At 41.9% G+C, this 26,545-nt stretch carries 26 protein-coding genes and 1 riboswitch; of the genes, 14 read left to right on the top strand and 12 right to left on the bottom strand.

Annotated features, from left to right (window positions below; genetic code table 11):
• Positions 1-92: 92 nt before the first annotated feature.
• Together ACQKL0_RS13020 and ACQKL0_RS13015 are read left to right on the top strand one after the other, a co-directional pair.
• Positions 93-587, top strand: coding sequence for a hypothetical protein (locus tag ACQKL0_RS13020; protein WP_402867609.1), 495 nt, complete (start codon positions 93-95; stop codon positions 585-587).
• 203 nt (positions 588-790) lie between these two features.
• Positions 791-988, top strand: coding sequence for a cold-shock protein (locus ACQKL0_RS13015; RefSeq protein ID WP_028393295.1), 198 nt, complete (start codon positions 791-793; stop codon positions 986-988).
• A gap of 65 nt (positions 989-1,053) precedes the next feature.
• Here the strand turns inward: ACQKL0_RS13015 and ACQKL0_RS13010 are convergent, their stop codons facing one another.
• From ACQKL0_RS13010 to ACQKL0_RS13000, 3 genes are read right to left on the bottom strand one after another with little or no spacing between them, the layout of a single operon-like run.
• Positions 1,054-1,491 carry a flavodoxin domain-containing protein gene (locus tag ACQKL0_RS13010; RefSeq protein WP_427687990.1) on the bottom strand — a complete coding sequence of 146 codons (438 nt, stop codon included), beginning with the start codon at positions 1,489-1,491 and terminating at the stop codon, positions 1,054-1,056.
• Positions 1,463-2,515, bottom strand: a complete 1,053-nt coding sequence (locus ACQKL0_RS13005; protein ID WP_427687988.1) for a ribonucleotide-diphosphate reductase subunit beta — start codon at positions 2,513-2,515, stop codon at positions 1,463-1,465. Before ACQKL0_RS13005 ends, ACQKL0_RS13010 begins: the two co-directional genes overlap by 29 nt.
• A gap of 42 nt (positions 2,516-2,557) precedes the next feature.
• Positions 2,558-4,852, bottom strand: a complete 2,295-nt coding sequence (locus tag ACQKL0_RS13000) for a ribonucleoside-diphosphate reductase subunit alpha (protein ID WP_427687986.1) — start codon at positions 4,850-4,852, stop codon at positions 2,558-2,560.
• 137 nt (positions 4,853-4,989) lie between these two features.
• A riboswitch (cobalamin riboswitch) is annotated at positions 4,990-5,171 on the bottom strand.
• Between the two features lie 287 nt (positions 5,172-5,458).
• Between ACQKL0_RS13000 and ACQKL0_RS12995 the strand changes: the two genes are divergently transcribed.
• Positions 5,459-6,388: a manganese-dependent inorganic pyrophosphatase gene (locus ACQKL0_RS12995; RefSeq protein WP_427687984.1), complete on the top strand. Its 930-nt coding sequence runs from the start codon at positions 5,459-5,461 to the stop codon at positions 6,386-6,388.
• A 48-nt stretch (positions 6,389-6,436) separates the two neighbouring features.
• Here the strand turns inward: ACQKL0_RS12995 and ACQKL0_RS12990 are convergent, their stop codons facing one another.
• The 3 genes from ACQKL0_RS12990 to ACQKL0_RS12980 all read right to left on the bottom strand — a co-directional run bounded on the left by ACQKL0_RS12990 (position 6,437) and on the right by ACQKL0_RS12980 (position 10,463).
• Positions 6,437-6,583: a hypothetical protein gene (locus ACQKL0_RS12990; RefSeq protein WP_402867613.1), complete on the bottom strand. Its 147-nt coding sequence runs from the start codon at positions 6,581-6,583 to the stop codon at positions 6,437-6,439.
• 81 nt (positions 6,584-6,664) lie between these two features.
• Positions 6,665-8,113, bottom strand: a complete 1,449-nt coding sequence (locus tag ACQKL0_RS12985; RefSeq protein ID WP_427687982.1) for a SulP family inorganic anion transporter — start codon at positions 8,111-8,113, stop codon at positions 6,665-6,667.
• 1,135 nt (positions 8,114-9,248) lie between these two features.
• Positions 9,249-10,463, bottom strand: a complete 1,215-nt coding sequence (locus ACQKL0_RS12980; protein ID WP_427687980.1) for an MFS transporter — start codon at positions 10,461-10,463, stop codon at positions 9,249-9,251.
• 230 nt (positions 10,464-10,693) lie between these two features.
• Between ACQKL0_RS12980 and ACQKL0_RS12975 the strand changes: the two genes are divergently transcribed.
• Together ACQKL0_RS12975 and ACQKL0_RS12970 are read left to right on the top strand one after the other, a co-directional pair.
• A complete protein-coding gene (locus tag ACQKL0_RS12975; RefSeq protein WP_427687978.1) occupies positions 10,694-11,998 on the top strand; it encodes a CitMHS family transporter in 1,305 nt (434 codons plus the stop codon).
• 169 nt (positions 11,999-12,167) lie between these two features.
• A complete protein-coding gene (locus tag ACQKL0_RS12970; protein WP_427687976.1) occupies positions 12,168-12,797 on the top strand; it encodes a superoxide dismutase family protein in 630 nt (209 codons plus the stop codon).
• Positions 12,798-13,067: 270 nt separating this feature from the next.
• Here the strand turns inward: ACQKL0_RS12970 and ACQKL0_RS12965 are convergent, their stop codons facing one another.
• Positions 13,068-14,033 carry a rhodanese-related sulfurtransferase gene (locus tag ACQKL0_RS12965; protein ID WP_402867619.1) on the bottom strand — a complete coding sequence of 322 codons (966 nt, stop codon included), beginning with the start codon at positions 14,031-14,033 and terminating at the stop codon, positions 13,068-13,070.
• Positions 14,034-14,175: 142 nt separating this feature from the next.
• Here ACQKL0_RS12965 and ACQKL0_RS12960 point away from each other — a divergent pair, with 142 nt between their 5' ends.
• The 3 genes from ACQKL0_RS12960 (at position 14,176) to ACQKL0_RS12950 (ending at position 15,902) form a co-directional block, all read left to right on the top strand.
• Positions 14,176-15,222, top strand: coding sequence for a nitronate monooxygenase (locus ACQKL0_RS12960; RefSeq protein WP_427687974.1), 1,047 nt, complete (start codon positions 14,176-14,178; stop codon positions 15,220-15,222).
• Complete coding sequence (locus tag ACQKL0_RS12955; RefSeq protein WP_427687972.1) at positions 15,212-15,673, top strand: GNAT family N-acetyltransferase; 462 nt, start codon at positions 15,212-15,214, stop codon at positions 15,671-15,673. Before ACQKL0_RS12960 ends, ACQKL0_RS12955 begins: the two co-directional genes overlap by 11 nt.
• 67 nt (positions 15,674-15,740) lie before the next feature.
• Complete coding sequence (locus ACQKL0_RS12950) at positions 15,741-15,902, top strand: hypothetical protein (protein WP_402867622.1); 162 nt, start codon at positions 15,741-15,743, stop codon at positions 15,900-15,902.
• Positions 15,903-15,946: 44 nt separating this feature from the next.
• Here ACQKL0_RS12950 and ACQKL0_RS12945 read toward each other — a convergent pair whose 3' ends face one another.
• Positions 15,947-16,525 carry a GNAT family N-acetyltransferase gene (locus tag ACQKL0_RS12945; protein WP_402990276.1) on the bottom strand — a complete coding sequence of 193 codons (579 nt, stop codon included), beginning with the start codon at positions 16,523-16,525 and terminating at the stop codon, positions 15,947-15,949.
• 106 nt (positions 16,526-16,631) lie between these two features.
• On the opposite strand from ACQKL0_RS12945, the gene ACQKL0_RS12940 reads away from it, so the two are divergent.
• Positions 16,632-18,026 (top strand): PLP-dependent aminotransferase family protein, encoded by a 1,395-nt coding sequence (locus tag ACQKL0_RS12940; protein WP_427687970.1) that lies wholly within the window; start codon positions 16,632-16,634, stop codon positions 18,024-18,026.
• A 45-nt stretch (positions 18,027-18,071) separates the two neighbouring features.
• Here the strand turns inward: ACQKL0_RS12940 and ACQKL0_RS12935 are convergent, their stop codons facing one another.
• Both ACQKL0_RS12935 and ACQKL0_RS12930 read right to left on the bottom strand, forming a co-directional pair.
• On the bottom strand, positions 18,072-18,494 hold the full coding sequence (locus tag ACQKL0_RS12935; RefSeq protein WP_402867625.1) for a MarR family winged helix-turn-helix transcriptional regulator: 423 nt from the start codon (positions 18,492-18,494) through the stop codon (positions 18,072-18,074).
• 318 nt (positions 18,495-18,812) lie between these two features.
• Positions 18,813-19,016: a hypothetical protein gene (locus ACQKL0_RS12930; RefSeq protein WP_402867626.1), complete on the bottom strand. Its 204-nt coding sequence runs from the start codon at positions 19,014-19,016 to the stop codon at positions 18,813-18,815.
• Between the two features lie 127 nt (positions 19,017-19,143).
• On the opposite strand from ACQKL0_RS12930, the gene ytvI reads away from it, so the two are divergent.
• Positions 19,144-20,190 carry a sporulation integral membrane protein YtvI gene (ytvI, locus tag ACQKL0_RS12925; protein WP_402990271.1) on the top strand — a complete coding sequence of 349 codons (1,047 nt, stop codon included), beginning with the start codon at positions 19,144-19,146 and terminating at the stop codon, positions 20,188-20,190.
• A 370-nt stretch (positions 20,191-20,560) separates the two neighbouring features.
• On the opposite strand, the gene ACQKL0_RS12920 is transcribed toward ytvI, so the two are convergent.
• Positions 20,561-21,913: a hemolysin family protein gene (locus tag ACQKL0_RS12920; RefSeq protein ID WP_402867628.1), complete on the bottom strand. Its 1,353-nt coding sequence runs from the start codon at positions 21,911-21,913 to the stop codon at positions 20,561-20,563.
• 601 nt (positions 21,914-22,514) lie between these two features.
• Here ACQKL0_RS12920 and ACQKL0_RS12915 point away from each other — a divergent pair.
• From ACQKL0_RS12915 to ACQKL0_RS12900, 4 genes are all read left to right on the top strand, one after another.
• Complete coding sequence (locus ACQKL0_RS12915) at positions 22,515-23,090, top strand: YitT family protein (protein ID WP_427687968.1); 576 nt, start codon at positions 22,515-22,517, stop codon at positions 23,088-23,090.
• An 88-nt stretch (positions 23,091-23,178) separates the two neighbouring features.
• A complete protein-coding gene (locus ACQKL0_RS12910) occupies positions 23,179-23,892 on the top strand; it encodes a FixH family protein (protein ID WP_427651175.1) in 714 nt (237 codons plus the stop codon).
• Between the two features lie 105 nt (positions 23,893-23,997).
• Positions 23,998-24,171: an Lmo0850 family protein gene (locus ACQKL0_RS12905; RefSeq protein ID WP_427687966.1), complete on the top strand. Its 174-nt coding sequence runs from the start codon at positions 23,998-24,000 to the stop codon at positions 24,169-24,171.
• 164 nt (positions 24,172-24,335) lie between these two features.
• Positions 24,336-24,965, top strand: a complete 630-nt coding sequence (locus ACQKL0_RS12900) for a DedA family protein (protein WP_402955538.1) — start codon at positions 24,336-24,338, stop codon at positions 24,963-24,965.
• A gap of 43 nt (positions 24,966-25,008) precedes the next feature.
• On the opposite strand, the gene ACQKL0_RS12895 is transcribed toward ACQKL0_RS12900, so the two are convergent.
• Positions 25,009-26,340 (bottom strand): hemolysin family protein, encoded by a 1,332-nt coding sequence (locus ACQKL0_RS12895; RefSeq protein WP_402955541.1) that lies wholly within the window; start codon positions 26,338-26,340, stop codon positions 25,009-25,011.
• Positions 26,341-26,545: the final 205 nt, after the last annotated feature.

Genomic DNA, 26,545 nt, shown 5'->3' with positions numbered 1-26,545 from the left:
ATAATCCATTATAATAGAAGTAGGTAAACAGAATGATGGTTTCTTGTGTTATAATCGACAAACAAGATGAACTAATGAAATGAGGAAGAAATTTGTTAACATTTGAAGAAAAATTAAGTATCATTGAAACTTTCCCGGAATTAGAACGGAAAGATGTTTCACTAGGACGCGTCAATTTCCATTTTCCCGGCAGTGTTCAGGAGAAGAAAATTGTCGTACAGCACCTGCATCCGAATGGCAATGGCTTCGTATACGCAGGGCATTTGAAAAAGAAGGAAACAGACCGCAAAGGATTCATCAATATACGTGACTATTCCGAAGAGGAATTAAAAGCATTGATCAAAACTGCCCTATCCTATTTATCCGAACCTCCTGTTATGCAAGAAGAGGAGGCGGACGATGAGTTCGCTAGGTTGGAGGGAACTTGGATTGGCCGTGAAAAGCAGGAGCTTTCGCTTGTTAGAGAAGATCAGCTTTGGAACGTATACTCAGGACCGAACTTAGAGGAGTGTTTCGAAAGTCCGATCGAAGCGGAGCGCTACCTATTGGATGAAGGATTCCGTCAAAGTAAAAAAAGAAAAATGTAGAATTTTAGGATAATTTGTCGGCAAAATTACTCCCATTAATATTGTTTTCAGTTAATTACCCATGATATAATATGGGTAATTATTTTTGTTCGGAATAAGTTGTTTGATAGAAGGATTTACCGTTTTAGGGTTCCTCTTGAGACATTATCCAGAACCAAAAATAGTATAAAAATGGATTTTTTCCAAACACAGGAGGAACTAACATGGTACAAGGTAAAGTAAAATGGTTCAACGCAGAAAAAGGTTTCGGTTTCATCGAAGTTGAAGGACAAGACGACGTATTCGTACATTTCTCAGCTATTCAAGGTGAAGGTTTCAAAACACTTGAAGAAGGCCAAGAAGTTTCTTTCGAAATCGAGCAAGGCGCTCGTGGACCACAAGCTGCTAACGTTCAAAAATAATTGAATGTTAATAAAGACCCCAATTTGGGGTCTTTTTATTTTGTATTTACAAGCTTGGGAGTTTGTTAGTTTGTAAATAGAGAGGCGAACTTTTTTATCCTGGGTAGGTCAGCTTCTTGATACATTTGTTCGATTTTCAATGTAGCGACCAATTGGCTCTTGGCAAATAGCATGTCCCGAAATTGGTCGACGGCTCCGCAAAAATGATTGTAATTGGTTTCACCCGTTCCGAAGACTCCTGTTTTCAGGTGGGAAATCGGCATTTGCTCTAGCTCCGAATAGAAGGCGGACATTCTGGCAGGAAGCTCGCCATTTCCCCAAGTATAAGTACCGACAATCAACGAATCATACTCATGCACTGTACGTATATCAAATTCAAGAACCCGAAATAGCTCTGCTTCGGGCAAAAGGGATGCAAGGACTTCAGCAAGCACCTTTGTATTGCCGCCTGCCGAATGATGGACGATGGCGGTTTTAAAGCTCATCGAACCCGTTGCTTGCATTTACTTGGCTATAGGTCCTTGATTTTTGCTCGAAGAAGTCGGTCTTAGTCAGCCCGATGGATTCATCGTCGAACGTTTTGATCCAGGGCATCGGGTTCTCGCTATACTCTTGATACAAGTTTTCAAGTCCAAGCATGCGTAATCGTTTGTTGGCGATATATTCAATATACTCGTTGAACTCGTCCAAATCGAGATCTGCTTTCGTTTGGATATCCTCAAGCATATATTCGGACCATTCCTTTTCAAGCTCGACGGCCTTTTCAATCGTCGTATAGATGAACTTCGTATTGTCTTCATTATTCAGTTCCGGATATTCATACATTAAAATTTGTACAAGCATGCCAATGAAATCGAAATGGACCATTTCATCGCGATGAATATAGGAAATCATCGTTGCCGAACCGGTCATCAGGTTTTGACGGCCCAGATTGTAGTAGAAGGCGAAAGCCAGGTAAAAATAGATCCCTTCAAGGTTCGTGGAATGGATGAGCGCCTCGAATAAGTGCTGAGGGCTAGGATCGTCCACAAATGTTTGGTAGGCATCCACGATCGGTTGGTTCCGCTTGATCACTTCCGGGTGTTCTTTGATCCGGTCAAAAAGCTGTTTTTGCTTGCCGACAGGAATCAAGGAAGCAAGGATGTAAGAATACGATTCATTATGAATGGATTCCTGCTGGGCCATGTTGGCGAGGATCGCCTTTGCTGCCGGATCCTTGATGTATCGAAGGATTTCCACTAAAGTCGGTGTCTGCAGGCTGTCCATCCCGGCAATCATCGTGAGGATGTCGAGGAAAGCGTCCTGGATATCCTCATCCAATTCACCCCACTGCTTTTTATCCTGAATCATGTTCACACTCGATGGCTTCCAAAAATTGTTGATGAGCTGTGTATACGTATCATAGAATTTTTCATACTGAATGTCGTTCCAAAGGAGAAAGCCTGAAGCTTCTCCTTTGAAAACGCCGGTTGCCTTGGTAGGATGGGTTGGTTCGAGCATCCTGATTTTCTTGATATGGTTTGTCATCTGTAAAATCTCCTTCAATAAAGTAAATTCCATTCCCACTCGTTAACTGGAGCAGCTCTCACAGGCATTGTCGTATTCGGATGAAGTAGAACGAAGATAATAAGTCGATTTCAATCCGCTTTCCCATGCTGTTAGGTGGATGTCCAATAACAATTTAGCCTTGATTGTGTTTTGAACATACAGGTTGAAGCTGATGGCTTGGTCGATATGACGTTGACGTGCTGCATTTTGCCTGATGCTTTCCTTTTGGTCCAAATGGAAGCGCGTTTTTTTATAGTATTCATACGTAGTGGGCGTCAATCCAGGCGCTGTCACTTTAAATTTGAAGTTTTTCTTTTCTTCATAAAACTCGATTTCATATAACGGGTCGACGCCATCCGTGGAATGACCGATTTTGGCAGTCGATGAATTGGGGGCGATTGCCATTAAATAGCCGTTTCGTGTACCATACTGCTGCACTTCTTCTTTTAATTCCAACCATTTTGGATCTCTATAGTCACGAAGGTCGAAATACTCCCCCGTTTGCCAATCGGACCCTTCGAAGTATGGGTAGGCTCCTTTTTCCTTGGCCAATTCATTGGATGCTTTAATGGTTAAATAAGCGATTTTCTCATATAAGGTATCGGCGTACTTAACGGCTTCATCGGACTCCCAGTAGATATTTTGCGTCGCTAGTAAATGATGCCACCCGAAAGTTCCTAAGCCGATGGAGCGGTAGCGCTTATTCGAAATGGAAGCTTGCTTGACCGGTAAGGTATTCACGTCAATGACGTTATCGAGCATGCGGATCTGAATCGGGATCAGTCTCTCCAATACATCGCTGTTCACCGCGCGAGGCAGGTTGATGGAAGAAAGGTTACAGACAACGAAATCCCCGCTTTTGCGAACTACGACGACATCGCCATCTTCCGTTTCATATTCGTCGGTGATCGTTGAAGGGCTTAAGTTCTGGGCGATTTCCGTACAAAGGTTAGAACAATAGATCATCCCTTTATGCTTGTTCGGGTTCTTTCTGTTCACTTCGTCCCGGTAGAACATATAGGGTACGCCTTCTTCTAATTGTGAAATCATGATGCCTTTCATAATGTCCATCGCTTTGATTTTCTCGAAACTATAGCCTGGAAGTATGCCATTCTCCGCCGCCTCTACAGAAAGGGCGTAATGGTCCCTGAAACTGCCTTCCCCTTTTTTCTCGTCATAAAAATCTTCGAGGGAGAACCCAAGGGTTTGCTTCACGGTATGCGGGTCGAAGAGATACCAATCTTTCCGGTCACGCACGGCTTCCATGAATAAATCGGGGATGCAGACGCCCGTGAAGATGTCATGCGCCTTTAAGCGGTCGTCGCCGTTTTGCGTCTTCAAGTCAAGGAAGCTCAGGATGTCCTTATGCCACGCATCCAGATAGATGGCGATTGCGCCTTTACGTTGCCCCAATTGATCGACGCTGACGGCCGTTTGGTTAAAGAGGCGAATCCAGGGAGTCGTGCCTGAACTGTTACCGGAAAAACCGCGGATATCAGAACCAAGCGAACGGATTTTCCCGACATATAGACCAACGCCGCCCCCGAACTTGGAAACTTTTGCGGCATCATAGTTTGATTGATAAATTCCGTCGATGGAATCCTCGATTGCATCGATGAAGCATGAGCTCAATTGCCCGTGTGTCTTTCCGGCATTTGAGAGGGTAGGGGTCGCTACCGTCATATATAGGTTCGACATTGCCCAGTAGGCTTCTTTAACAAGCTGCAGTCGGTGTTCCGTTTTTTCCAGTCTCATGATTTCCATGGCAATGATCATGAAGCGCTCCTGGGGAAGTTCATAGACCTTGTCTTTTTTTGGACGGGCCAAGTAGCGATCATTCAAAAGATAGATTCCGATATATGAAAATAGTTTATCTTTTTCCGGATCGATGACCGAACCCAATTCTTCGATTTCCGTTTTTGTGTAGGAGTCGAGAAGCTCTGCTTTATAAACAGGGTAACGTTGGCCTTCATGCTGCTGAGAGAGTTCTTGAATCAATTCATAGAAAGGTCCATAGTTCCGGCCTTCATAGCCCCGGTTCTTTTGGGCATCACGATACATGGTATTCAATAGTTCCCTTGCGGCGACGAATGTCCAGTCTGGGGCATCGATATCGACACTTTCAAGTGCAAGCTGGATCAACTTTTTCGATGTTTGTTCTTCTGAAGCATCACCTTTTCGATCGAGCCATTTAGTAAAACGCTTTTTGAACTTTTCCATATCAAGACGGCCTTCGAAATCCTTGGATAACATGTCCAGCTGGGTTGAATTTGTTTCTGTGTCATTTTTTATGGTAGGGTTATATGTTTGAGTCATAAATGTTCCTCCTCTTAAATGTACGCGAATAAAAAAAAACCGCCCAATAAATTGAGCGGATCAAACGATAGGATAAAAGAGCCATGAAAAAATAGCCGTTACACTATCGTTTCATCATCTCAATCCCCGAAGAATAAGAAACTTGAAAAAACCAGGCAGGTCTCCTGACTCATGATCATCCTACTTTGAGTCCTTCCCGTATAGAGAGCTATACAGTGGTTTTCTCATTTCGTCACATTTACAGTTGCGGGGACAGTTCCGGGTTCACACCGGATTCCCTTTTCAGCCATCTCTGGCACCTTGGTTAATAATTCTATATATAGTTATTTATGTTGTTAGAAAAGTCAATATCTAGTATGTATGCTTATATTATCGTAAGCCATCCATGCTGATAATTCAACATATATATTTGTGAAAAACTGATTCATATCTATTGACAAGGTCGGATAAAGGAAGAGGATGATGAAAGAATATAGGGAGGAATACAAAATTCCATCGCGGAATGTCAGGGTTTTTGTGTTAAAATAAATTGCATAGCAAAACTAGGGATTCTGGTTATGAAAAGAAAAATCCCTGCAAATCATTTAGGAAAAAGGAGAAAAAATCGTGGAAAAAATATTAGTTTTTGGACATAAGAATCCGGATACCGACACTATCTGTTCAGCAATCGCTTATGCTGACCTAAAAAAGCAGCTGGGCATCCAAGCTGAACCTGTTCGTCTTGGTGAAGTGAATGGTGAAACACAATATGCGTTGGACCAATTTAAATTCGAAGCACCCCGCCTTGTTGAAAAAGTGGCTGGGGAAGCGGATGGCGTGATTTTAGTCGATCACAACGAACGTCAGCAAAGTGCCGAAGACATTGACCAGGTACGCGTATTGGAAGTCATCGACCATCATCGTATCGCTAATTTCGAAACAAGTGATCCTTTATATTACCGCGCAGAACCAGTTGGCTGCACGGCTACTATTTTAAATAAGATTTATAAAGAAAACGGAATTGAAGTGCCTAAAGCCATTGCAGGACTTATGCTTTCAGCCATCATTTCCGACTCTTTATTATTCAAATCGCCTACTTGCACGGAGCAAGACGTCGCAGCTGCTATGGAATTAGCGGAAATTGCTGGCGTGAATGCTGAAACATATGGCTTGGAGATGCTAAAAGCGGGTGCTGACTTGAGTGACAAAACCATCGATCAGCTCATCACACTTGATGCAAAAGAATTTTCAATGGGAACGGCAAAAGTTGAGATTGCTCAAGTGAATGCTGTTGATCCGAATGAAGTGCTTGCAAAGCAATCAGAAATTGAAGCAGCGATTCATGCAGTTATTGCCGCGAAAGAATTGGATTTATTCTTATTCGTCGTAACGGATATCTTAACGAATGATTCCGTTGCCTTGGCTCTAGGAGCATCAGCGGATGCAGTGGAGAAAGCGTATAACGTAACATTGAATAATAACATTGCTGTATTGGAAGGCGTCGTGTCACGTAAAAAACAAATTGTACCAGTTTTAACCGATATCTTCGCTAAGTAATAAAAAAAGGACCCGATGCCACTTTGAAAGTGGCTTCGAGTCCTTTTTTCAATTCAACGCTTCTTTCTCTTTTTCATACGCAATCACGATAAGCTCTTTGTTTGATTCCTCACGTATTTTGCCTTCAAAGAGTTTTAACTCATTGAGAAGGTCAGGTGATAAATCTGCAGCAGTATAATCCTGTTCGGATGACATGATTTTCCCTCCAATCCAGAGTATCATTCACTCTAGTTTGGCGGTTCAGCAAGAATTTATGCAGGGGAGCCATGCATCCTTTTACTTTTCATATGAGGCGAGGTTCTTTAGCAGCTGAGAACTTTCCTGATCAAGTCCGAGCACTTGAACCGTTTTCCCCTGTACTCTGTATTTTAAGATGACTTTCTCGACGGCGCCTACAGCCGAGGCATCCCATATTTTCGAATTGGAAAAATCAATGATGATGGAATCTGCTTTTTCCTTCGTATCAAACTTCGAAATGAAGTCTTGGACCGATGCAAAAAACACCTGGCCTTTTATTCGATAAGTGATTTGCCTAGCCTGGTTGTCCGCTGTTTTCTCGACAGACACTTTTGAAATTTTAGCCGAGAAGAAAATCATACTCAAGAGTACCCCGGCGAATACGCCTTTGGATAAATCATGCGTATAAAGAACAACGATAACCGTTACGATCATGACTATCGCCTCGGTTTTAGGCGTGATACGGAGCCTCTTCAAGGAGGACCAATCAAAAGTCCCGATGGAAACCATGATCATGACCGCAACAAGGGCGGCCATCGGAATTTTAATGAGGACATCATTCAATAACACGATCAAGATTAACAAAAAGGCCCCGGCGACGAAAGTGGACAGTCGACCTCGTCCCCCGGACTTGATGTTGATACCGGATTGTCCAATCATTGCACATCCGGCCATCCCGCCGAAGAAACCGGCCACGATGTTCGCTATTCCCTGACCTTTGGCCTCCCGGTTTTTATTGCTATCCGTATCGGTCATTTCGTCAACGATTTGAGCCGTTAGTAAGGATTCAAGCAATCCGACAAACGCTAGGGCAATGGAATAAGGAAAAATGATGGCCAATGTCTCGAATGACAAAGGGATATCCGGAATCAAGAACATGGGAAGAGCCTCGCTCAATTGCCCCATGTCGCCTACGGTCCGTACAGCAGCACCTGTTGCAACGGCCACGATGGTCATGAAGATGATTGCGACCAGCGGGGAAGGGACGACCTTGGTTATCCGTGGGAAAAGGTAGATGATGGCGAGTGAACCAGCTGTCATGACATACATGACCCACGTTTCCCCTTTGAAATGAGTGAGCTGAGCCATGAAAATCATAATGGCCAAAGAATTCACAAAGCCAGTCATAACCGGCTTCGGTATAAACTTCATGAGTTTCCCAATCTTAAAGACGCCCAGTAGAATTTGAAGGATCCCAGTTAATATGGTTGCGGCAAGTAAATAGTTCAAGCCATGATCCTTTACAAGGTCAACCATCACGAGTGCCATCGCCCCGGTCGCCGCTGAAATCATGCCTGGTCTTCCACCAACAAAGGAGATGACGATGGCGATGCAGAAGGAAGCATACAATCCCACCATCGGGTCGACCCCGGCAATGATGGAGAAAGCTATTGCCTCAGGAATTAAGGCCAGGGCAACGACGATTCCGGAAAGTACGTCTCCGCGGACGTTGCAAAACCACTCCTGTTTTAATGTAGATATATTCAAAACGACACTTCCTTTTTCTCTATATAAGTATGGATTGGCTAATGTAACGTACTAGATTATAGCATGACTTCATTATTCTATCTATGGATTCATAATTGAATGGAAATTTCCTTATTTATATCAATTAGGCCAAATAGAAAGATCCAAGTGGGCCACCTTCAACAAAAAAAGACCCGAGATGGTCTTTTTTTGTTGAACTTACGAGTCATAAGTAAATTCCGGTTCCTTACACTGTGGGATGAATGAAATAATACTATGAAAGGGGTGGACTTGATTGCATGAGTATGTAGAAGCATTAGAGAGAGGAGGGGGCATGTCCTGCTTATTCTTCTTTATGTATAATGCTAGATTTACATGCTGTACAGGTAACTTCTTTGTAATGCTTGAAGATGATCTTTCTAAGATCTCTTCTGGTTAACATAGCGAATACATTGTATCGCGTACCACATACACACGTATGTTTGTCTTTTACGATGTGTCTTTCATCCGTTTTGATAGTAGGAAAAAGCATTTTAACCCTCTTTTAAACTAATTTTAGGCGAAAAAAAACCAAGAAAAAAGTAAATCTTGGAAATCTACCCACCGCGACAAAAGCTTGATATGTCTGGTTTGTGGATTTTCACCTTAAATAATCTTAACATAAAAAAGAATCAAATCTATAAATATACAGAAAAACACGATAATGTTTAAAAAAACAGAAGGAGGAAAACGAGGGAATGAATAGATATCCCTAGGACTTAGGGTTTTCGTTTAAGAACTTTTCCCGACAAGATCTGCAGGTGATATCGGAAACCGATTTAAACTTAACCTTCTTCAGGTCTTTTTTCTCGAATATTCCCCGGTAGTTATGAATAATTCCACATTCACAATAACGCTGATCCTTGATGATGTGAACTTTTGCATAATATGTGAAGGTCGGATACATGTTGACACCCCTTGTTAGGTATATATTACTAGGTATATTATACTATTTTATTATAGCTATGTAAAAAATAAATTTCTAAGAAATTGGGCAAAGAAAAGTTCTGTTACAGAGAGGGTCCAACCATCTTGTTGGGTAAGTTTGAATGAAAAAGAAGACACCCGTTAGATGGATCATCTAACGGGTGTCTTCTTTTTGCTAAAGGTCTTCTAATCAATGTGAATGCCGGGCCAACTCCGGGTTGCGATGCAACGCCAAATACAGGACCAGTCCTGCTAACAGCAGCAGGAAGCTGGTCGTTATAAAAACGGCTGAAAATCCATAAAATCCTGCAACCATCCCTCCCATTGCCGGGCCGATGATATTGCCTAAAAAACGGAGACTAGTATTATATCCAAGCACTTCCCCCTGCATGGCAACGGGAGCCTCTTGGCGGATATAGGCAATCCTTACAGGGATAATTCCCCCTATGACTATACCTAATGCAAACCGTACAAATACAAGTTGCCAAAAGTGATTGATGAAAGCTCCAGGCAAATATACGAGTGCTGTGAGGAAAAGAAGGAGCACCAGAATCTTTATATGCCCATGGTGGTCGCCTATCCTGCCCCAGTACCTGGCCATCAATAAGTTTCCGAGACCAGCTGCGGAAAAGGCGATGCCTGAGTAAAAAGCCAGATTAGTAGTTCCGTGCAGTTCCCCGACATATAAAGATAGAATGGGTTGGATGCTGAAATGAGCCACCTGGACAATCGTTGATATGAGCATGACATTCACTAGAATGGGGTTCCGTAAAATGTGCGAGAGGACCTCCCGGCTCGAATACCTGGCTTTTGTTCCTTTTTGTCGCTGAACTTGATATTCCTTGGTTGCGAATACAAGAAGTCCAGAGACGAAAATTGTGATGGAAGTGAACTTAAACGCTGTTGAGTAGCCGAGAGTATCCGCAAGTACGCCGCCAATCAATGGTCCGAAAAGGGAGCCGGTTATATTCCCCGTTTGAAGAGTACCCAAGACCCTTCCGGCAATCTTTTTAGGTGTCTGTGTGGAAATGAAAGCTTGTGACATGGAGATGAAGCCAGTGAATATGCCCATGAACATTCTTAATAAGAACAACTGCAGGACATTTTCTACAAATCCCATCAAGAAAATCGATAGGCCCATACCGAAGGCGCAGGCAATCAGGATTTTCTTTCTACCATAACGGTCCCCGATTCGTCCCCAAATGGGGGAAAACAAAAAGGCGGTCACAAAGGTAATTCCGAATGTCCACCCCGACCAATGCTGGACATATTGTGCCGAATAATTGCCAAATGTACCGATGTATAACGAGATGAAGGGAAGAACCATCGTCATGCTACCACCGATGAAGAAGTTGGCAAACCACATGATGAAAAGATTCCTTTTGGCCAATTTATGAACATCCATATACATGTAACACTTCTTTCTACCTGATATTTACTATTCAGTATACAGATTTACCCTATTCTATTAAATGTATTTGATTCAGACATGCTTCAGGGCAAGAAAAAAATCTAGTTTGAAAAAGTTGTTTTTTAATGAAATACCCAGTGTTATACTAACTAAATACTAATTTTTCAGAAAATATAAAATATTTGATGAAAGTTAATATTTCAAATAGTAAGGGGAGAGTCTACATGTTATCGATTCTTGGATTTTGCATGATTTTTACATTTCTTATTTTAGTCATTTCAAAGCGACTTTCTGTAGTGGTTGCCTTCATTTTCACTGCCATCCTTTTTGCATTGATCGGTGGGTTTGCGTCGGAAATGGGAGAAATGATGATGGCGGGGATTATAAAGGTAACGCCAACGGCCGTTATGATTGTATTTGCTATTTTATATTTTGGCTTGATGCTAGACGTTGGTTTATTTGAACCTATGATTACCAAGATACTAAGCCTTGTGAAGGGGGACCCACTAAAGGTTGTGATGGCCACTGCCATCATCACGATGCTAGTAGGGTTAGATGGTGACGGGTCTTCCACCTTTATGATCACCGTAACAGCCATGTTGCCGCTCTATATAAGGTTAGGAATGAATAGGCTTATATTGGCGTGTGTGGTTGCTTTAGCTGCAGGCGTCATGAATATCATCCCTTGGGGCGGCCCGTTGGTAAGAGCAGCAGCCAGTCTACAAGTGGAAGTATCAGACTTATTCATTCCGCTCATTCCGGTCATGATTGCAGGGCTGATATGGACGCTGTTTTCCGCCTATATCCTTGGGAAGAAGGAAAGAGCTAGATTGGGCATCACTTCATTGCAGACACCAATGCCTTCAGGGTTAGGTGAACAGGCTGCTGCGGTTGAAGCTACTAATGGTACAACCATGAAGTTTTGGTTTAATTGGTTATTGACGATCGCGTTAATGGTATTTTTGGTAATGGAAGTGTTGCCTCTACAAATCTTATTCGCTTCGGCTTTTGCCATAGCATTATTCGTTAACTTTCCAAATCCAAAAGAACAGCAGGAAAGGATATTAAGCCATGCCAATAGTTTTGTTATGATCTGTACACTTATCTTTGCTGCGGGTATTTTCACGGGCGTCTTCACGGAAACGAAGATGATGGATTCGATGGCTTCTTCCATCGTGACCGTTATTCCAGATTGGCTTGGTGCACATCTACCTGTTGTTGTGGCACTTACTAGCATTCCGATGGGCTTCATTTTTTCACCTGACGCCTATTACTTTGGAATTATTCCCATCATTAGCGAGGCTGCGGCGAACTTTGGAATTGCCCCAGTTGAAATCGGGAGGGCCGCTTTATTAGGTCATTCCACAACAGGCTTTCCCTTATCCCCCTTGGTTCCTGCCACATTCATTCTGATTGGGCTGGTTGGTGTGGACTTTGGTGATCATCAAAAGTTTCTATTTAAATGGGCGTGTGGGACAACGATTGTAATGACGATCGTGGCTATCACTCTTGGGGTGATTCCATTATAAGAGGTGAGTCTAATAAACTAGTATGGAAAATTTTTTACTGTGAGATTAGTTAGATTTTTATCATGCTCATAGAATCTATTTTCCCATTTATCCCTCTCTCTGTTTATCCTTTCAAAATAGTGGAAATGATTTAAGAAGACTATACATAAATGAAAGAGAGAGGGTACTGATGATGAACTATAAGCAAAAGCTGCTTTTGCCAGCATGTGCCGCCTTTTTGTTGTATGGATGCAATTCAGAGGATAACTCAACGAATGCAGACAAAACCGTGGAAGATTCAAAACCGGTACAGGGAACACAAACGGAAGTGGACCCACAAGCACAGGCGGAAGTTAAGGATACTGCGGGTAAAACTTTAGGTACTGTCAATTTTTCCGCGGAAGAGAATTCCGTCTTGATAGAAGCAGCACTGGAAGGGTTGGAACCCGGTTATCATGGGTTCCATATTCATGAAAATGCAGCATGTGAAGCGGATGCAAAGGAAGGGCCTTTTACTACAGCCGGGGGGCACTTCAATCCAACAGATGAAAAGCACTCCCATCATGCTGGGGATATGCTTCCTCTTTTTGCTAAAGAAGATGGAACAGCCAAATATACAGCCACGTTGGATAACATGACAGTGGAACAACTGAAGCAAGAAGAGCTTTCGGTCATCGTTCATGCAAATCCGGACAACTTTGCCAATATTCCTGATCATTATGAAACGGATGGAGAAAAGGGACCGAATGAGGACACGTTGAAAACAGGTGATGCCGGTGACAGGCAAGCATGCGGGATTGTAGTAAGCACAGATAAGTAAGGGATGAGCGATTCTTCTATGGAGGAATCGCTTTTTACATACTATTTGTAGCTTAGCTTAGCCTAAATCAACCACGAACGACGATAATTCGACCGCAATCCGAATTATTTCAACCATACCAAGCAATATTTCAACCACGCAACATATTAATTCAACCATAGACAAAAAAGCTGAAAAAAAAGGATTTTTCTATCGTGATATAGAAGTAAGAGAAAAGCATGAAAAAAAACCGAATCAGGACAAGGAGTCGATTGATTCGGGTTTCATGGCTTATTCTGCTGTAGCCGTTTCTTTAATAAGTTGTAGTCGTTCTGCGACTTCTTCTTCAGACAAGTTATGCTCGACTACATAGCGATTACGTGGGTGCACCCGACATTCGTGGGAACAGCTGCGTAAGTGTTTGTGCTCGTTTTCTTCACTGCAAAGGATTTTCTTGTTGCATTCCGGGTTCGCGCAGTTCACATAACGCTCACATGGTTCTCCGGAGAAGATATCCCTGCCGACGATGACATGTTCCTTTTGATTGATCGGAACGGCAATTCTTTGATCGAATACATACATTTGACCATCCCAAAGATCGCCTTGCACTTCAGGGTCTTTTCCGTACGTTGCGATGCCTCCGTGAAGCTGGCTGACATCTTCAAAGCCTTCTTTGACAAGCCATCCGGAGAATTTCTCGCAACGGATTCCGCCTGTGCAATACGTAAGGATTTTTTTACCTTCAAACATCTCTTTATTCTCACGTACCCATTCCGGAAGTTCACGGAAATTCGTGATATCTGGCTTGATTGCGCCGCGGAAGTGACCCAAATCAAATTCATAGTCATTTCTCGCATCAAGTACGACTGTATTTTCATCTTGCATTTGCTCGTAAAATTCTTTTGGGCTTAAGTAATTCCCTGTCGTCTGGTTTGGATCGACGTCATCTTCCAATCGAAGCGTAACCAGTTCATTTTTTGGACGGACATGCATTTTTTTGAAGGCATGGCCATCGGCTTCATCGATTTTATAGACCATATCAGCAAAGCGGGGATCGCTTTTCATCATGTCCATGTATTTTTCGGTTTGTTCGATTGTACCGGATACCGTACCGTTGATCCCTTCCTGGGCAACTAAAATCCGGCCTTTCAATTCAAGTTCTTTACATGCCGCAAGATGTTCGGCAGCGAACTCTACGTGATTCTCGATTGGTGTATACAAGTAATACAATAAAACTCTATATGGTTTTGTTTCCATTTTTTAATTACCACCTATGATTTATATTTGCAAGATATAAAGGGTGATCAGTTAAGACACTTTTCTCTTACAGACAATCATTATACCAAGAAAACATAACTTTGATAAGTGAATCATGAAAAATGAAAGGGGCCTCTTAAAAATGCTTCAAGATTTAATGAAATATCCCATCATTCAAGCCCCAATGGCTGGAGGCGCATCCACACCGAAACTGGCCGCAACGGTTTCTGCTGCAGGAGGATTGGGGTTTCTCGCAGCTGGATATAAAACTGCAGAGGAAATGAGAAACGAAATGGAAGAGGTGCGCCGATTGACTGGGCGGCCTTTTGGCGTGAATGTGTTCGTGCCAAGTAAAGAGGTTGTGGATGAATCCAGACTCACCGCCTACCGGGAAAAAATACAAAAAGAGGCGGAAAGTGTAGGGGCTTCAATAGGGGAACCCATGAGCGACGATGATGACTGGGTCAATAAAATAGCCGTGTTAAAAGAACTCCGGGTCGCCGTTGTGAGTTTCACATTTGGGTGTCCAGAATCCGGTATCATCAAGGAACTCCAACATGCCGGTACGCTTGTTACGGTATCGGTGACGAACCCTACAGAGGCACAAATTGCAGTTACGGCGGGAGCGGATATCCTTTGTGTACAAGGGATTGAGGCAGGCGGCCATCGTGCCAGTTTTGATAACGAGTCAGAAAGTGACCAAGCGCTTTTGGAATTGATCAAGATCGTAAAAAAAGAAACGAACGTGCCGATAATTGCCGCAGGCGGATTGATGGATGGAAAAGACATATCCGGTGTTCTTGCAGCAGGGGCAGTAGCGGCACAGTTGGGAACCGCTTTTCTATGTTGCCCGGAAAGTGGCGCAAGCCCAGCTCATAAGGCAGCGCTCCATAATCCACGGTTTACCGATACGGCGATCACCCGGGCTTTTAGCGGCCGCCGTGCTCGGGGATTGGTGAATCGCTTCTTAATGGAATATGACAGGGTCGCCCCGGCAACCTATCCTTATGTTCATCACATGACGAAACAGATGCGAAAGGTGGCGGGACAAAAAGGCGAACCTGAATTGATGGCTCTATGGGCAGGAGAAGGATACAAACGGAGTCGAACGCTTCCCGCCTCGGTATTGATGGGAGAGTTGGTTGAAGAAATGAATATAGAATCTAGGAGAGGATGTCATGAAAATTAGACCCTTGAATCCAGATGAAGTACCACCGATGGAGTTACTGTTGCTTGCTGATCCTTCAAAAGAATTGGTTGAGACCTATTTGGAGAGGGGCACGTGTTTTGTCGCTGAATCGGATGGGCTGATAACCGGCGTGTATGTCTTGAAGGGATTGACCGATGACACGATAGAAATCGTCAACGTTGCTGTCGCGGAACAATACCAAGGTGAAGGCCTGGGGAAAAGACTGGTCAATCATGCGGTTCATCATGCGAAGTCACTGGGGTATCACTCCATCGAAATCGGCACGGGTAATTCAGGGATGGGGCAGCTGGCCCTTTATCAAAAATGTGGATTTAGAATAACCGATATCGATCGCGATTTTTTCACGAGGAATTATCCAGAGCCCATTTATGAAAATGGGATACAGTGCAGGGACATGATTCGTTTATCTCAAACCATCGGGAGCACCTAATGCCGTTAGGGAAATCAATCCAATGTAGGCATCCCATCTTACTGGATAGAGCATAGGAGGAAAAATCATGCTTTTCGGCGATTCCATTTATCTATTATTTGCGTTGCTCATGCCACTTTTTTTCGCTATTGTCGTATTCATATTCATTCGTTCTATTAAAAAGCAGAATGAATCTTTACAGCAAAAGGAGAAGGAAAGTACAGCTCATAAACAATCATCCGAAAATTAATCCATGGTCAAGAGAGTGTCCAAATGAATGGGCACTCTCTTGATTCATTTCCCCAAAAACCCTTCCAACTTCTGCTTCACATTCGGCCACTCTTCTTTGAGGATACTGAACACCATGGTGTTTCTGACTCTCCCATCTTTCAGTACTTTTTCTTTTCGTAACATCCCCTCTTCAACAGCTCCAAGCCTAGCAATGGCCGCACGTGAAGCTCTGTTCAGCTCATCTGTCCTGAATTCTACGCGATTCATGTGCCACGTTTCAAAGGCATGCTGTAAAAGTAAATATTTGCATTCGGTGTTGACGGCTGTTCTCCACTTTGAAGGGTGATACCAGGTCGAGCCGATTTCCACTGTTTGATTATCGAATCGTATATCCCTTAGGCTTGTGCTGCCGATAACCGATTGAGTCGAAGAATCGATTACCGCAAAGGGATGGTGCTGATTCTTTTCCCTTGATAAGATGCCTTGCTGTACAAATTCCACAGCGTCTTGATGAGACAAAATCTTCGTCGCACTCCATACCCAGATTTCTTTGGGGAGGGAGGCTGTGTAAATCGGTTCGATATGATTTTCCATCAGGGGTACCAGTGAAACGTATTTCCCGGTTAATTCAAACGGCTTCATGTTCATTCCTCCAATCAAGTAATATCTTGATTATAAAAAAAATCTGGTACTATAATAAGAACCAGAACTGTTATAATTTATGGAACCAGTAAAAGGGGTGGGCGCCATGTACGAAATCACTTTTCAACTCGAAAAAACAAAGGATCGACCATTATATGTTCAACTGTATCACTATTTGAAAAGGGAAATTCAGAATGGGCAAATAAAGGCTGGAATGAAGTTACCCTCAAAACGAAAGCTAGCCGTTCATTTAGGTATTGGCTTGAATACGGTGGATTCAGCTTATCAGCAGCTAATCGCGGAAGGGTATGTGGAGAGCCGGGTGAGAAAAGGATATTTCGCAGCGGAAATCGATCGGATTTCTTCCATTATGGAGCAAGTAACCACGACTAGTAATCCAGAGACCATTTTGCCAAGTGTAACCAACATGATAGATTTTCATTATGGCCATGTGGATATCGACTCCTTCCCACATACCGTGTGGAAAAAGTGCATGAATAATACGCTGTACCTTCAGGAAAGGGACATGTTCATCAGCGGGGACCCTCAAGGGGAGCATGGTCTTAGGAACGAAATTGCGGACTACCTTTTTCAGTCAAGAGGGGTTCGGTGTGTCCCTAATCAAATCATCATCGGAGCGGGTACACAGTATTTCATTCATCTTTTGCGGCTTCTTCTTGGCAAGGAGAGAGTATTTGGGTTGGAAGACCCCGGGTTTCATCGGGTGAGAGAAGTATTGAAAGTGGAGGGAGCTGAGATGAGGTTCATTCCTTGTGATGAAAGCGGGTTGTGCGTGGAATCATTAAAGGAAAGCCAAGCTGATATCGCCTATGTTACCCCTTCTCACCAATTCCCGTTAGGAATGATCATGCCCATATCACGAAGGGTGGAATTATTGAAATGGGCAGGTAGAAAGAATGGCTATATTATTGAAGATGACTATGATGGGGAATTCCGACATACAGGCAAACCTATACCGTCTCTGCAAGGTCTGGATACAGGTGGAAGGGTGATCTATTTAGGCACGTTTTCTAAATCATTGATTCCCACGATTAGAGCGGGATATATGGTACTACCTCCTGAGTTAGCCGATCTTTACCAAAGAAAATTACAAGGATACAAACAGACCATTTCCAAAATGATCCAAGAAACGGTCTGTCTTTTTATAAAAGATGGCCATTGGGAACGGCATCTGAATAGAATGAGAATCCTGTATCGAAAAAAGAATCAAGTGTTGCTTGCTGAACTAGAAGAAACCTTCCATGATCAAATAACGGTAATAGGAGAGAAGTCCGGACTACATATTCTAGTGCAAGTCCATAGTGATAAATCCGAAGCCGAGCTTATTCAAACCGCTGAAAGAAAGGGAGTGAAGGTGTACCCCACTTCGGTTTATCATTCAAAGAAAGACAACCATCCAACCATTTTGATGGGATATGGCGGTTTATCTGAATCAGATATCAAAGAAGGGATTCGCCTGTTAAAAAAGGCGTGGCTCTAGCTTTTGAATCGCTTAAATAAAAGGGATTTAAAAGAATGATGGCAATTAATCTCTAATATTATTTAGAATTTTAAGCAGTGTTTGGAAAAATAAGTCCTGCTCCTCTTCGGAAATGCCATCTAAGGCTTTTCCTTCGATCTTATCCGCAATCTTCATGCATTTCATATGTACTTCTTTTCCTCTGGGCGTGAGTTCAATTCGCTTTTCCTCTTCATCCTTCCCAGGGACTTGTTTGATCATATGGTTCTCTTCCATGCTATTCACGGAACGGGTAATGATCACGCTATCAACGTCCAAATAATTGGATATGTCATTGATGGTAGAATAACCGCAGTTCTTTAAATAATTCAAGATTGTCCATTGATTATGATAAATATTCAGGCTTGTGATCTGTTCGTTCATATTTTTTACGATAGTTCTGGATAATTGTAAATGTTGATGGAATAGCTGATTTTGTTTGTTTTTCATATAATTCTCCTTCATAATGAACGGCCACTTCATTATAATTTATAAATTGAAAAAGTCTAAGATAAAGAAAGATTCATATGATTCATTTTACTCATAACCGATTTTATCTTCAAGACATGTAAGGGGTATCATTTGTCGTACTTTGTGAGTAGTTGAACATAGACAAGTGCCAAAAAGAGAATGACCCTTTGTATTATACGACAAACATACAGAAATTTTAAGTGGCGTCTTGCAAATCATGGGGAACTATCTTTTTCCAATTTGCCCCTTACAAAAATATCAACTAAAAAAACCAGCATGGAAGCTGGTTTTTTGTCGTTAAATTCTTTCGCTTGCGGAGCGGTGTTTGGTTTCTTCTTTATTTCGTTCTTCTTCTTTTTCGTATTTAATGTCTTCTAGTGGCAAATCGTCGATGGGCATGACAAGCTGGTCACGTTCTAGTTGTTTCTCTTGATTTTCTTTGAAAGCCTTGGATTTATCATTACGTTCCTGCAGAGTTTTATCTTTTTTTAAGTTATCCATAATCGATCCCTCCATCTCTTTCCTTATCTTTTCCCTTGAAATGAGAAAATAAAACGTATAACCGAAATATATGGGAGATTCTTTCATAAATATAGGAGAAATAGGAAAGGGCAAGGGGGTGTAGTAATTGAATTTCGCTATGTTTTTTCGCTGGTTTTGGAAGGCGGCTATCCTTTTAGGGATTATATTCTTGATTCCTTACTCGTGGGCGCTGATTTTTGCTCTAGTAACCGCCATCATATTGGATGGATTAGTGAACTTTATAAGCAAAATGTTAAACGTACATCGCCTTTGGGGCGTGTTGGTTTCCTTCATTATCTATGTAGGTGGCTTTATCGGCTTGATTTATTTCTCGCTTTCCGTTCTTATCAAACGGATCATCGTCCATTCTGAAAAGCTACCGATTTTAATTCGAGAAATTTATCTCACGGCAATTTTGCCGGTCATCAGGCAATGGGAGCAATATTCCCAAACGTTGCCGCCTAATCTCATTCAGTCAATCGAACTTACGATGGAAAAAGGGGTCATGGCTCTTGAAGGGTTTACGAAGGACTTTGTCCAGGACATGGTTCAGCTTGTTACGCTCGTACCCGCCTTTTTTATAGATTTCTTAATCTATTTAATTGCTTTGTTCTTAATCAGTCTTGAGCTACCGATGTTGAAGAGAAAGCTAGTTTCTTTTTTAAGGGAGTCAACCTACCAAAAAATCACCATGGTTTATCAAGATCTTAGTATGGCGGCTGTCGGGTTCTTTAGGGCGCAGATTGTATTGAGTTTATTCACGTTCTTGATGGCCTATGCGGGACTATGGATCCTAGATGTGAAATACACCTTGATCTTGGCTCTTTTAATCGTCATCGTCGATATTCTCCCGATATTGGGAACAGGGTCAGTGCTCGTTCCTTGGGCTGTCATTGTATGGACGCAAGGAAATCATCACCTTGGCATTGGTCTAATCATCTTGTTCCTGGTCATAACCGTTGTCAGGAGGACTATTGAGCCAAAAATCTATTCAGCAAATATGGGTTTAACCCCGCTAGCGTCGCTTGTCAGTCTTTATTTAGGATTTAAAGTGCTGGGGGTAATCGGACTTTTTCTAGGGCCGGCTATTCTCATCGTTTATAATACATTGAAGAGGGCTGGTGTCATCAAGCTTCATCATTTTAAAATATGAGCCATTGTTAGAAATTCTTAATGGAGTTTACTGAATTGGACATATCTTTAACCGTTTTACCTTTTCCTTTACAATGATTGCAGTTCCGTGAAAAGAACTGTAGATAGCGAGTTTTGCCTTTCCCTTTGCATTGCTGGCAAATGGTTATAACTTTCATCAGTCTTCACTCCTTAATTATGATGATGTTTCTTTAACAGTATGAAACAAGAAAGGTAGAACTATACCTCAATCACTATAAATAGAGAGGGATTTCTTACTATAATATGAAAGTTTTTTGTCTCATGTACCATAATGAAAGTGAAATCATGGAAGATGCCATGATGTAGGGTAGAAAAAACCCCGTCCTAATAAACTAGGGCGGGGTTTTCCATTAAGAAACGATTTCAGTCTGCGACATTAAAGGAAATTCCTTTACTTCGCTTACTGCTTTTGCAGGTTTATAAATCTCGATATAGCTGATATGGTGGTCTTCCATTTCTTTTATTTTAAAATGGTAAGGTCCATAATTCAGAATATCGCCTTGTTTGGCTTCGTAGTTCTCGGTAAGAATCCAGCCACCCATCGTATCGATATCTTCATCGTTGATATCGATGCCAAGTAAATCATTTATTTCACTGACCAATACCTTTGCATCGATAATATAATGATTTTCCTTCACTTTACGAACGTCAGGGACTTCATCTAAGTCGAACTCATCCCGGATATCACCGACAATCTCTTCCAGGATATCTTCAACGGTGACTAATCCCGATGTGCCGCCATATTCATCCATGAGGATTGCCATGTGTACACGTTCTTTTTGCATCTTTAATAGTAAATCGTGGATGGGGATGCTATCGATGACACGAATGATCGGGCGAACATAACGATTGATCGTAGATGTTGCCTGATTTTTCTTGTCTATCATTTCCGTGAAAAGTTCCTTGATATTGACCAGTCCGATGATATGGTCTTTATCGCCATCGATAACTGGGTATCGAGTGAAGTTTTCTTCAGCCATGATGGAAAAAAACTGCTGTATGGTATCATCTTTGGAAATCGTGGCGATTTCGGTACGAGGAACCATGATTTCCTTTGCTATGCGATCATCGAATTCAAAAATTTTATTCACATATTTAAACTCAGATTGGTTAATTTCGCCGCTTTTATAGCTTTCTGAAACAATGATGCGAAGCTCTTCTTCCGTATGAGCCAAGTCATGCTCAGAAACTGCTTTTAATCCAAACATTTTTGTTAGCACTCTTGCAGAGCCATTAAGTACCCAGATGAAAGGATACATGACTTTGTTAAATCCAATTAGCGGTTTGGCAATGAATAATGTTACTTGCTCTGCTTTTTGAATGGCCATCGTCTTTGGTGCCAGTTCTCCCACCACCACATGAATGAAGGTGATCAAAGAAAAGGCAATCGCGATTGAAAGGATATGTGAAGCAGATTCAGGGATATTTAATTGAGTGAGAAGCGGGCCCAAAATACTTTCAACTGTCGGTTCTCCCAGCCACCCAAGTCCTAATGCCGTAACTGTAATTCCCAGTTGGCATGTTGACAGGTATTCGTCGAGATTGGATGTGACCTTCTTTGCTGCTAGGGCATTCGGCTTACCTTCTTCAATTAATTGATCGATCTTCGTGCTCCTCACTTTAACAATCGCAAACTCCGAAGCTACAAAAAATGCTGTTAAAGCAATTAAAATGGCAATAAGTACCAAGTTTATTATGTCCAAAAAGTCTCCCTTACATCGCCTATGAGACGAATAAGGAGTCCACCTCCTACATTTTTAAAATATACAAGTATATTTTTTTTGTCGTGCTAAATAGCTAAAACGTACTGGAGTCGTGCATGAAGGCTGCAAGTTTACACTCCGTTTTTAAATGAATAGAGTACTAGTATATGTGTATTAGCGATACGTAGACGGGAAATAGAAGAATTTTGCAAGGAAAATGCAAGCAAGATTATTTAATACCGTGCACTTTTTCGCCAGGCAAAGCAGCGTCCGTCCGTCACAACGAACGTTCTTTAATGTCCCATCCAATCACCTCAGTTTAATTGATTTAAATACTTTCATTATAGAAAGAGTTAGTCATCCAGTCAAATTGCCTAATACTCGCAAAATGGTGGAAATGGCTTGTAAAAGGTTCATTTGTTTCACTATTTGACGGTTTTTGACCAATTCCTTTCCTATAACCATTATATAATGGAATATTCAGAAGATTAAAGGTCTATGCCTATAAAAAATAAAAAAGGCCTTTTATTAATTTTTAGCTTCTCTGTACATAGGATATAGGATTGGGACAAGATTATCCATTAAAAAGGATGTGGAAGTCATGATGATCATCGAAAAGATGGCAGCCATAATGGCCGGAAGTTTGCTTGTGGGCGTAGGAATTAATTTTTTTCTCATCCCTTATCACTTGTTGGATGGTGGCATGATTGGGATTGGTCTAATCATTCATTATTTTCTAGGGCTTCCAACTGGGTTAGGCGTTATTCTGAGCAGTGTTCCCCTATATATATATGCTTGGTATTACGAAAAAAAACTATTCCTCAACAGTTTGCATGGCCTACTTTTCTCTTCGTTATGTATCGATATTTTTTCCGAGGCTGTCATCGATTGGAATCTTCCCATCTATATAAGTGCCATAATCGGAGGGGGATTAATCGGGCTGGGAATCGGGCTCATGCTCCGGTATGGTACATCAACAGGCGGGACCGACATGCTTGCACAGATCATTTCCAGGAAAAGCGGGCTTAATGCAGGCATGTTAATTTTCTTCATAGATGGATGTGTCCTCATTGTGGGCTTGAGCGTGGTGGACCTGACTGTGTTTTTCTATTCATTTTTGACCATCATTGCTGTGGCGATGCTGACTTCGGTAACCGTGATGCGGACCGCAACTTAATAGAATGTATATATTTCAGTTATATGGGAAGGATGGTGTATAAAACGACCGTCTTATCGGTTAATTATGAAAAAGAAGGAAGTTTTCGATGAAGAAATTTTATTTGTCAGCCATATTATTGTTTGCGTTAGCAGGATGTCAGGAAACCGAAAAGCCAGAAGATAAAGAAGTGAGCAATGCCATACCTGAAACCATGGAGGCTACTATATCCGTTAAAGGGACATTGGTTTCCGGAAAAGAGGTCATCCTTGAAACCACAGTGAAGGAAGGAAGCCAACTTGTAAATGAAGCTGGTGAGGTTCTTTTTGAAGTGAGGAAATCCGGACAGGATAAACGGGAAATGTTAGATGCAAAGAATACGGGAAGCGGGACATATCAAGTGATGCACACCTTCAAGGAACAAGGGAAGTATCATGTAATTGCCCATGTAACAGCTAAAAATCAACATGTGATGCCGGAAAAAGAAGTGGTCATTACTGATAATGAAAGTGAAAACACCTCGGTACACCCAAGGTCGAATGTCTTGATCGAGTTTCATAACAATCCTGTGACGGCGGGGAACAGTTCCACCTTTGAAGCCAATGTGCATTTGGATGGGAAGCCTTTGACTGATGCAGATGTAAATTTTGAGGTGTGGAAAGAAGGCAGTGAAGAAAGTTCTTTCACCAAGGCGAAAGAAGAGGGAAAAGGGACTTATCTAAATAAAGTGTCCTTTGACGAGGCGGGAACTTATAAGATTCAGGTGCATGTGGAAAAAGAAGAAGTGCATGAACATCAGTTACAAACGATACAGGTTAATTGATGAGAATATCTACCCTTTTTGGCGAGTATTTATCCAGATAGGTTTTAGCCTTACTTTTAATGGGAACGTAAAGGATAACGAATACAGCAGGAAGGGAGGGTAAGCATGAAAAATGAAATAATCAACAAGTACAAAAATCTCGGGGTCCATATTCAAAAAACGAAATCACGTCAGGAGATTTTCACGAATATTTCTCACACTGATTCATCCTTACTCACCTTAGAGTTCGCAACTGCTTTTTCAAACGATGTACAAAAACAGGAAATAAAAGATTATTAATCACAAGGAGACCGGGAAAGACAAGCTGGTCTTTTTTTTGTTATCTAAAATCATATCCCAATCTGACTGTTCCTTTTTTCAGGAAAATGAATAGAACGGATTTTTCCGCAATAGGATAGAAGGACAACCAAGTCAAAATTAGCGGAAAAGGGAGTCATTACATGATGTCAGAGCTGATTATGAAGATACTGAATTGGTTTGCGGAGATGGGATATATCGGTATTTTATTGGGGTTGATGGTGGAAATCATCCCCAGTGAGCTCGTACTTGGATACGGTGGCTATTTGATCGGAATGGGTAAGATGAACTTTTTGGGTGCCGTTATCGCAGGGGTGATGGGAGGTACGATTGCCCAATTATTCCTTTATTGGGCTGGTTATTATGGAGGACGGACATTCCTTTTAAAGTATGGAAAATATATATTCATTAAAGAAGCTCATATGATAATGGCCGAAGAATGGTTCCAACGGTATGGGGTGGGGGTGGTGTTCACAGCTCGCTTCATTCCTGTCGTACGACATGCCATTTCCATACCAGCTGGGATTGCCCGGATGTCCGCCTGGACATTCACTTTTTATACAGTGGCAGCCGTCATCCCTTGGACGATATTGTTCTTGTCATTGGGTCGGATTTTGGGGGAGAATTGGCAACAAATTAGAGAAATCACTGCACCTTATTTGATTCCTGTAGCAGGTTTTTCATTCGTCTTGATTATGTTGTATATCATTTGGAAGAAAAAGAGCCCGCCGCCAATCGTGACGGTCAAAAAGGTTGGGTCTGATAAAAGAATATAAAAAAATGGCCCCGGTAAGAATACTAGGGCCATTTTTCTTATTCTTAATCTTGTGGAAGGTTCTCTTCAAGTGTCAGCTGTTCTACTTTTTTTGTCACTTCAATAAAACGGATGGCGTGTTCATCCATCTCAATGACTTTGAAACAGAAACCATCTTTTTCCATGATGTCGCCAACTAGTACATCATAATTTTCCGTTAAGATCCAGCCACCGATTGTATCTACATCCTCTTCATCCAGGTGAATGCCAAGTAAGTCATTCACGTCTTTTACTAGAAGTTTGGAATCCAAGATATAGTGTCCATCCTTGATCTTACGAATGGAAGGAACTTCATCGATATCGAATTCATCACGAATTTCCCCGACGATTTCCTCAAGGATATCTTCAACGGTGACGAGACCGGAAGTACCACCATATTCATCCATCAAGATGGCCATGTGAATCCGCTCTTTTTGCATTTTTAGCAGTAATGTGTGAATGGGTATATTCTCCATGACCCGAATGATCGGGCGGGTATATTGTTCAATGGTTTTGGACTGGATATCCCGGTCCTTAATTAGGTCAGAAAAAACTTCTTTCAGATTGACCAAGCCAATCACATGATCCTTATCACCTTCGACAACGGGGTAACGCGTGTATTTTTCCGTTTTGGCAACATCGACGAAACCTTGTACGGTTTCATCTTTGGAAATGGTAAGGATTTCTGTTCTTGGAACCATGATTTCCTTGGCTACCCGGTCATCAAAATCAAATATATTGCTTACATATTTGAATTCAGATTGATTGATTTCCCCGCTTTTATAGCTGTCCGAAAGGATGAAACGCAATTCTTCCTCCGTATGAGCAAGCTCGCTTTCCGAAGCGGATTTGAAGCCGAATAATCCAACGACAAACCGAGAGGAATGATTCAATAACCAGATGAACGGAAACGCGATCTTATGGAAAAGGATCAGAGGTTTGGCGATGGCCAAGGCAACCTCTTCCGCTTTTTGTATGGCAACCGTTTTAGGTGCGAGTTCACCTACGACGACATTCAAGAAGGTCATTAGGGAAAATGCAATGATAAAGGACAAAATACCTGCCACTTTGTTCGGAATATGTAATAGCTCGAATAAAGGTTCTATCAATTTATAGATTGTCGGTTGCCCAAGCCACCCAAGTCCAAGGGCGGTCACGGTAATGCCGAGCTGCGTTGCCGATAGGTACTCATCGAGATCTGATGTCACCTTTTTTGCAGCTAAGGCTTTCCTGTTTCCTTCTTCTATCAATTGGTCGATTCGCGAGCTTCGTACCCTAATGATTGAAAACTCGGAAGCAACAAAAAAGGCGGTTAAAGCGATTAAGATAATGACTAAGGCTAAACTAAATATGTCCAATAGTGAGGGATGTAATTGAACCGTTTACTTGCACCAAACGGGTGAATTATCCCAGTCACCTCCCAAAAACAAAAATGAATAAAATGTATAATGACTGTAAAAAAAGTAGATGGAATGATCTTGAAATGAATGTCTTCGAGCTTTTCTTTACGAATCTGTAGATTTATTCATCACGATTATACAAGTCACCTAATTATAGTATAAG

The organism is Peribacillus sp. NPDC097264, assembly GCF_050277925.1.
Classification (GTDB): domain Bacteria; phylum Bacillota; class Bacilli; order Bacillales; family DSM-1321; genus Peribacillus.
Note: the sequence above shows the minus strand (reverse complement) of the source record. Positions and strands in the feature narration are given on the sequence as shown.